This window comes from Rickettsia asembonensis, from assembly GCF_000828125.2.
Taxonomy (GTDB): Bacteria; Pseudomonadota; Alphaproteobacteria; order Rickettsiales; family Rickettsiaceae; genus Rickettsia; species Rickettsia asembonensis.
This window is the reverse complement of the sequence record NZ_JWSW01000054.1, coordinates 1-7,166: the sequence shown is the minus strand read 5'-3', so window position 1 is coordinate 7,166 and position 7,166 is coordinate 1. Positions and strand designations below refer to the sequence as shown.

Sequence of the window (7,166 nt, the reverse complement as noted above, 5' to 3'; positions counted from 1 at the left end):
AAAATTTTCTAAAAAAATATCCTTCCTGTAATTCTCTGCTTAATTCCTTATCTCTCAACACTTCCATAATATAAGCTTGTATATTTTTAGGCTCATTAGATATCTTCCCAAACTTCGCTTCTAGAGGTAATTTAGACGTCGAGCCTAGACTCGCATCTGCACGATTGTTTATATACGCTGCGGTGCGAGGTGAAGTGTCTCCTTTAAATTCTTCTCTATAAGTTGGTTTGGAAAGATATCTATTATTTTCTAGCTTATATCCTCTGACATAGCTTAAGTATTTTTGTTCGATTAGTTCTAAACTCCACTTTATATCCTCATCCCACCATAGCTTTACATGCGACATTTCTAACCATTTTAAAAAAAGCGAAAAATGAGAAGTAGAAAGCGGAGTAAAGCTTATGTTCATATAGCAGTAATATACCATTCTGAAGCGACATTTAGTCCAAGTGCTTTTAGAAATTGGCGTTTAGGTTCGTCATGTACTACGCAAACTACTAATATTTGACTAGCCCCTTTGCTCTTAGCTTTGGGCTTAATTTTTTCAATTAACTATCCTCCTACAAAAGACCAATCATTTTCGGTTTCAACACAAAAATCATCAATTATTAGAATTAGTCCTTTCGGGTCATAAACTTCCGGAGCTTCTATTAATCTTCCTATAATAAAACCAAGCATTTTATTTTCATCTTCTGTAACCAGTATTATATAATCATCTTGTAATAATAATTCCTTAAACCATTTACTTTGCGATTCTTCAACCCCCTCTTTATATCGCCAAAATTACGGTTGTGCTTTCTCATAGCTACGGCGTTTAGCGTAAGATAAAGAAACCATAGCAGAAATATCGTTATTATTAGCATCACGAATTAAAATATAATTTGTACTCATATATTTTTTACCATTAAATAACTTGTATTACCTTTAAATGCTCCGCTTTGTACTTTATACTCTTCGACTTGTTTAAAACCGGCTTTACTATAAACATGTATAGCTCGCAGATTATTTTCATCAGGATCAATAAAAAAAGTTCTGCTTAGCGAATCAACAGCGTTAATAAAATTCAGTATATCCTCTTTGTGTTCTTTACTATTATCCCAAAACTCTTTTATATGCGGTTCTTCTAACCAGCTAAAAATAGTTTCTTTATGAGTTAAATTAGCTTTTTCAAAATGTATATTCATATATAATCTATAACATGGATAGATTTAGAAATAATATAATTAGTATATATAAAGAGCAAGGGGAAATCTGGCTTGAAAAACTACCTGAAATTGTATCAAAATTAGCTCAAGAATGGAACTTGTCTAACCTTAAGCCTATAGATAATTTATCTTTCAATTATGTTTTATCTGGTTATCAAAATAATAAGCCTATTATACTGAAGCTAAGCTTTACTGCTAAAGACCTAACAAACGAAGCGGAGGCTTTAAAAGCTTTTTCAGGGTTTGGTGCTGCAACTATTCTAGCTCAAAAAGATAAAGCTTTACTGCTTGAGCGAGCCGTTCCTGGTATTTCTTTAAAAGAATATTCATCAGATAACAAAATTGCTATAGCTTGTTCTGTTATGAGCAAGCTGCACAGAGCATCTATACCAGAAATTCATCACTTCCCTAATATCAAGGATCAGCTGAAAACTTTGGATAAAGAATGGGATTTGCCTAAAACTTACTTACAAAAGGCAAGAAAATTGAGAGATGAGCTTCTTCAAAATGCTGAGTCTTAAATTTTACTTCACGGTGATTTACATCATGAGAATATATTACAAAATAGTAAGCATTGGGTAGTAATTGACCCTAAAGGAGTAATTGGATATCCTATAAATGAAGTATGTGCATTTATTATGGATATAGAGAAAGATACCGAATTTGTAGCAAATTATTTTGTCTTTAAATTACAAGAGGTTAGAAGCTGGTATTTTGTCCAGCTTATGTTAGCTATCTGTTGGAATCTTGAGGATGGAATAGAAAATGAGTTATTTTTAAAACTTGCCGATAAAGCATATAGCCTAGTTTAACTTTTTAATACCAATATAAATATCAACTACAGCATTATGTGGATTACTACTTCTTTCATCATATATTTCAAAATCAGCTATGTAAGCTCTTTCACCTTCTAACATTGCCGTATTCATATTCCATATTTTTTGCCACATATCAATAACGACTTTAGGAATTTGATCGGGACCTGATGTAAATTTTGCATAAGTTTGTATTGGAATAGTAAGAGTTGAAAATTCTTTATCTATATTCTCAAAAGAAGTAACTTCTTCTCCAAGAAAGTAAGTATATTCCCCGGTAGCGTCACTCTCATAATTTGTATAAACTGCAAAAACTTTTTTCGGAGTTTTTCTATTTAGGATTTTATCTTGTAATTTACCTGTAAAAAATTGCTGCATTGTTTTCCCTATTTTTGCAGTATCAGTGTTCATTTCTGCGGCGTTTGAGGTGCGGGCTGTAATACCGACTAATTTAATTTCTGATAATTTTGTAATTACTTTATTCACTTTATAGCCTCTTAATGTTAAAACTAATCTAAAGAATATTATCTAACTTTTTTGAAGAGTAAAAAGTCCTTAGTTTATAATATGTTTACTGTTTGAAGTGTTTATAAATTGAAATAGAAATAAGACATGGTGGAGCCAGAGGGAATCGAACCCTCGACCTCTTGAATGCCATTCAAGCACTCTACCAACTGAGCTATGACCCCAATAACAAATTAATTCTCTTATACTATAATAATAAAACTAAATCTATAAGATTTTTTTATAAAATTCTTTAAGCATTGCTAACTAAGTATAGATAGCTCGTCGCAGCTCGCAATGAATTGTTGCGTGGATCAATTTCACTTATGTCATACCTTGGCTTGACCACGGGATCCAGTTAAAATACTAAAATTATTAGTATTTGTTTATTATTTTTATGGACCCCGTGGTCAAGCCACGGGGAGACATAGTGGGGTTACCGGTCCACGCAACAATGCCAGCTCGCAATGACGAATCTATATTTAGTTAGCAATACCAATTTTTTATTTTGCTGACATTGTCATAGCATCTCTAGAAGAAATTATATTATCAATTATTCCAAATTTCTTTGCTTCTTCCGGTGACATGAAATTATCACGTTCCATACTTTTTTCGATATGTTTTAACTCTTGTCCAGTATGTTTACTATACAATTCGTTAAGTAACCTTTTAATTTTTAGGGTTTCTTGAGCGTGAATTTCTATATCGGTAGCTTGTCCTCTATAACCTCCTGACGGTTGATGGATCATAATACGGCTATGAGGTAAACTATAACGCATTCCCTTCTCGCCTCCGCAAAGTAAAAGTGAACCCATAGAACAAGCTTGACCTATACATAATGTAGCTACTTTAGGCTTTATATATTGCATTGTATCATAAATAGCAAGCCCTGCGGTTACAACTCCTCCGGGGGAATTGATATATATATATATATCTTTTTTAGGATTTTCTGCTTCAAGAAACAATAATTGTGCAACGATTAAGTTTGCCATATGATCTTCAACAGTACTACATACAAAGATTATACGTTCTTTTAGCAATCTTGAATATATATCATAAGCACGTTCACCGCGTGATGTTTGTTCAATTACTATCGGTACATACGACATTAATATTTTCTCCTGAAATTATATTAAAATGTCATACCGTGGCTTGACTACGGTATCCAAAAAATAACTTAACATTTCAAACTGGATACCGTGGTCAAGCCACGGTATGACAAATTGGAAAAAAAGCTTCTACTTCTTATCTTCTAAAGCATTAGCAAGTATATCTCCCATATTGGTGGTATTATCACTAGAACCATATTCTTTGAGAGCTTTTTGACGTTCTGCTATTTTATGAGCTTTTACCGATAATAAAATTCTACCGGTTGATTTCTCAATAGAAACAACTATTGCTTCTATTTCTTCGTCTATTTTAAACATTTCAGGCTTCTGCTCGTCTTTTTTATCCGATAGTTCAGTTCTTTTAATAAAACCTGCTACTTTATTGTTTAATAGTACTTCGAGTCCATCATCTTTAACTTCTGTTATAAGGGCTTTAACTATTGTACCTTTTTTATATTCGTCACTGATTTCTTGATATGGATTAGGCAACAATTGTTTTATACCTAAGCTAACTTGTTCTTTTTCAATATTAATGGCTAGAACTTTGCATTCTATTTCGTCACCTTTCTTGTATGATTTTAATAGATCTGTTCCCTTATCTTCCCAGCTAATATCACCTTCATGAATCATGCCGTCCATATTATTACCGAGTGCAACAAAAATACCGAAATCCGTAATATTTCTAATCGATGCTTTAATTATAGTACCGACAGGGTTATTTTCAGCAAACTTTATTAAAGGATTTTCTTGGCATTGTTTAATACTTAAAGAAACACGATGCTTTTCAGTATCGACCTCTAAAACTACGAATTCTACTTCTTGCCCTATAGTTAGCGTTTTTCTAGGGTTTTGATTAGATTTTAACCAACTAATTTCGCTTGAATGAACAAGTCCCTCAAGTCCGTCTCTTAATTCTATAAATACGCCGTAATCAGCAAAATTTGTAACTTTACCGATCATTTTTTTACCGACGGGGAATTCTTCTTTAATTGCTTCCCATGGGTTAGAATCAAGTTGTTTTATACCAAGTGATATTCTTTTGGTTTTTTCATCAAATTTAATAACCATTACTTTAACCTTTTGGTTAAATTCTAATACTTCTGAAGGATGGTTAACTCTTCCCCAAGAAATATCGGTTAAATGTAATAAACCGTCAACACTTCCAAGATCGATAAACGCACCGTAATCAGTAATGTTTTTTACGGTTCCTTCTAACACCATGCCCTCTTTAATTTTAGATAGCATCTCATCTCTAGATTCGGAACGTGATTCTTCTAAAATAGCTCTTCTTGAAACTACTATATTACCAAGCTTTTTATCCATGCTTAAAATTTTAAACGGTTGCTTAATATTCATTATAGAAGTAGGATCTTTAATAGGTCTAACGTCAACTTGGCTTCCCGGTAAGAATGCTACTACACCGGATAAATCCACGGTAAAGCCTCCTTTCACACGACCGAAAATCGTACCGTCGACAAATTCACCCTTGGAACACATGATTTCTAGTTGTCCCCATAATTCTTCTTTAACTGCTTTTTCACGGCTCAATATCGTTCTGCCGTTACGTCCCTCAATTTTCTCGATGAAAACTTCAACTACGTCCCCAACTTTAGGTAAAACTAAAAATTCAGATTTAGGTATTCTACCTTCATTTTTTAATCCAACATCAACAATAACCATATCGTTTTTTATTTCGATTACTTGACCTTTAACTACCGTTTTTTCTTTTATATGACTTGTATCAACGGTTTCAAGCATTTTAGAAAAATCTTCTTCAAATTCGTGATTAATTGCTGCAAGTTGTGGAACAAATCGTTGTTTTAGTTTTATTGACATATTTTTCTCGTAATATTAGCTAAAGTGTCCTAGGTTCTGTAAGCTTTTAACAGATCCTAAACTAATAAAATTTTTTTAAAAGGTTAATAAAATGGTATGCTGTTGCATGGCTAAAAAAAGTGTTTTATATCATTCCCGCATGGATCGGTAAAACCCACCGTGTGTCACATAGTTGCTTGACCACGGGGTCCATAAAAACAATAAAAAATACTAATAATTTTAGTATTTTTAACTGGATCCCATGGTCAAGCCACGGGATAACAGAGGTGAAATTAATCCACGCGGGCAATGCCATGCGGGAATGACATAATAGCCACGCAACAACACCATAAAATCGAATAAAATAACCTAGCACTTCTTCAAGTTATCTTATTCTTTATGTAATTTGTTACTTCTTCTACGACTTCTATAGCTGAAAGCTCTGAAGTATCGATAATTAAAGCATCTGAAGCCGGTAATAACGGTGCGGCTTTTCGCTCTTTATCTCTTTTATCTCGCAAAATTATTTGCCGTAAAATCTCATCGAGTATACATGTTTTTCCTTTTGCTTGCAACTGCTTATATCGTCTTTCAGCCCTAATTTGAGGATTTGCAGTGATAAAAATCTTTAAATCGGCGTCAGGTGCAACAACGGTACCTATATCCCTACCCTCCATAATGATTCTTGGCGTTGTTTTTACTAGATTAATCAGATATTTATTTAGATTATTTCTAACTTCGCTTATTACAGCAATTTGCGAGGCTATATTCCCTATATCCTCATTTTCTAAGTCAAAATTATTATCGAGCTTTAATTCTTTAGATAAAGCAATTACTGCATCTATATCAGTGACATCTATTTTTTGATTAATACAGTCAAAAGCAAGCTGCCTATAAACAATACTTGATTGAAAATATTTAAGAGAAAGTTTCTTTGCCAGCATTAAACCGATAGTCCCTTTACCTGAAGCAGCAGGACCGTCAAGGGAAATAGTAAAATTTTGAGAAATATCAAAGGCTTTAGTTTTTAAATCCACCATAAAATTATAGACTAAGTAATAAAATATTATAAATAATAGAAATAAAGCTTGAAATCTAGTACATTATGCAATAAATATAGAATTTAAAATTATTAGAGCCTATCAGTAAATAAATTTTAACCGATAATTTAATTCTTTTTTGCTGCAAATTATAAGATTTTTTTGAAATATGAATAACTATTCCTACAAAAATCTTATAAATTTTCGCTAAAAAAGTTCTTTAATTACTAATTAAAATTTATTTACTGATAGGCTCTAAGGGTGATTAGCTCAGTTGGTTAGAGCATTACGTTGACATCGTAAAGGTCAGAGGTTCGAGCCCTCTATCGCCCACCAGCATACAGTCAAACTTTTCTTAATCTACTAATTTTACCTCCCCTACTCCGTATGCTGCTTATATGCTCCTCGCATTTTTAAAAATGGTGTCTTAATTGCTCTATTACCTCGATTAAACCTAATGTTTAAGTTGAAGTCTTATGCACACTATATGCTGCTCACATTTCACTCCTGATTGTGTAATCCATAATGAGAGTGATAATAATCCCACTATCTTCTACAATTTTGTCGGTAATTTTATTCCTCCTGAATGGAGTACTCTTACCTCTTATAATGGCAAAATTTTAAGTAAAACCTCAAGACAACTCCTATCTCTAATGGAAGTGTTGAGAGATAAGATAA

8 protein-coding genes, 2 tRNA genes and 2 pseudogenes are annotated in these 7,166 nt (G+C 32.8%); 4 read left to right on the top strand and 8 right to left on the bottom strand.

Features of this window, described 5'->3' with window-relative positions; translation table 11 throughout:
* The 3 genes from SB78_RS11085 to SB78_RS08850 form a co-directional block, all read right to left on the bottom strand.
* Positions 1-409 (bottom strand): palindromic element RPE1 domain-containing protein (locus SB78_RS11085; RefSeq protein ID WP_241773775.1); only part of this gene is annotated, 409 nt, incomplete at its 3' end.
* 143 nt (positions 410-552) lie between these two features.
* Positions 553-678, bottom strand: a complete 126-nt coding sequence (locus SB78_RS11560) for a hypothetical protein (protein ID WP_277360582.1) — start codon at positions 676-678, stop codon at positions 553-555.
* Between the two features lie 209 nt (positions 679-887).
* The gene (locus SB78_RS08850) at positions 888-1,184 is read right to left on the bottom strand and encodes an N-acetyltransferase (protein WP_041079155.1); all 297 of its coding nucleotides are present in this window, start codon (positions 1,182-1,184) and stop codon (positions 888-890) included.
* Positions 1,185-1,198: 14 nt separating this feature from the next.
* On the opposite strand from SB78_RS08850, the pseudogene SB78_RS11080 reads away from it, so the two are divergent.
* Positions 1,199-2,017 (top strand): annotated as a pseudogene (locus tag SB78_RS11080) (aminoglycoside phosphotransferase family protein).
* Here SB78_RS11080 and SB78_RS05380 read toward each other — a convergent pair.
* The 4 genes from SB78_RS05380 to SB78_RS05365 all read right to left on the bottom strand — a co-directional run bounded on the left by SB78_RS05380 (position 2,009) and on the right by SB78_RS05365 (position 5,469).
* Positions 2,009-2,506, bottom strand: coding sequence for a GyrI-like domain-containing protein (locus SB78_RS05380; protein ID WP_041079153.1), 498 nt, complete (start codon positions 2,504-2,506; stop codon positions 2,009-2,011). The pseudogene SB78_RS11080 and the gene SB78_RS05380 overlap by 9 nt on opposite strands.
* A 127-nt stretch (positions 2,507-2,633) precedes the next feature.
* Positions 2,634-2,709, bottom strand: a tRNA-Ala gene (locus SB78_RS05375).
* 318 nt (positions 2,710-3,027) lie between these two features.
* Positions 3,028-3,633, bottom strand: coding sequence for an ATP-dependent Clp endopeptidase proteolytic subunit ClpP (gene clpP, locus SB78_RS05370; RefSeq protein WP_041079150.1), 606 nt, complete (start codon positions 3,631-3,633; stop codon positions 3,028-3,030).
* Between the two features lie 129 nt (positions 3,634-3,762).
* Positions 3,763-5,469 carry a 30S ribosomal protein S1 gene (locus SB78_RS05365; RefSeq protein ID WP_041079149.1) on the bottom strand — a complete coding sequence of 569 codons (1,707 nt, stop codon included), beginning with the start codon at positions 5,467-5,469 and terminating at the stop codon, positions 3,763-3,765.
* Between the two features lie 119 nt (positions 5,470-5,588).
* Here SB78_RS05365 and SB78_RS08305 point away from each other — a divergent pair, with 119 nt between their 5' ends.
* Complete coding sequence (locus tag SB78_RS08305) at positions 5,589-5,774, top strand: hypothetical protein (protein ID WP_081420975.1); 186 nt, start codon at positions 5,589-5,591, stop codon at positions 5,772-5,774.
* A 54-nt stretch (positions 5,775-5,828) separates the two neighbouring features.
* Here SB78_RS08305 and cmk read toward each other — a convergent pair whose 3' ends face one another.
* On the bottom strand, positions 5,829-6,488 hold the full coding sequence (gene cmk / locus SB78_RS05360; RefSeq protein WP_041079147.1) for a (d)CMP kinase: 660 nt from the start codon (positions 6,486-6,488) through the stop codon (positions 5,829-5,831).
* A 259-nt stretch (positions 6,489-6,747) separates the two neighbouring features.
* On the opposite strand from cmk, the gene SB78_RS05355 reads away from it, so the two are divergent.
* A tRNA-Val gene (locus SB78_RS05355) sits at positions 6,748-6,824 on the top strand.
* A 140-nt stretch (positions 6,825-6,964) separates the two neighbouring features.
* Positions 6,965-7,166, top strand: a pseudogene (locus SB78_RS10390) (hypothetical protein); the annotation flags it as partial.

Bases quoted from the DNA above. Each gene is read 5' to 3' on its own strand.
- SB78_RS11560 (WP_277360582.1), bottom strand. From the start codon at position 678: ATGCTTGGTTTTATTATAGGAAGATTAATAGAAGCTCCGGAAGTTTAT.
- SB78_RS08850 (WP_041079155.1), bottom strand. From the start codon at position 1,184: ATGAATATACATTTTGAAAAAGCTAATTTAACTCATAAAGAAACTATT.
- clpP (WP_041079150.1), bottom strand. From the start codon at position 3,633: ATGTCGTATGTACCGATAGTAATTGAACAAACATCACGCGGTGAACGT.
- SB78_RS05365 (WP_041079149.1), bottom strand. From the start codon at position 5,469: ATGTCAATAAAACTAAAACAACGATTTGTTCCACAACTTGCAGCAATT.
- cmk (WP_041079147.1), bottom strand. From the start codon at position 6,488: ATGGTGGATTTAAAAACTAAAGCCTTTGATATTTCTCAAAATTTTACT.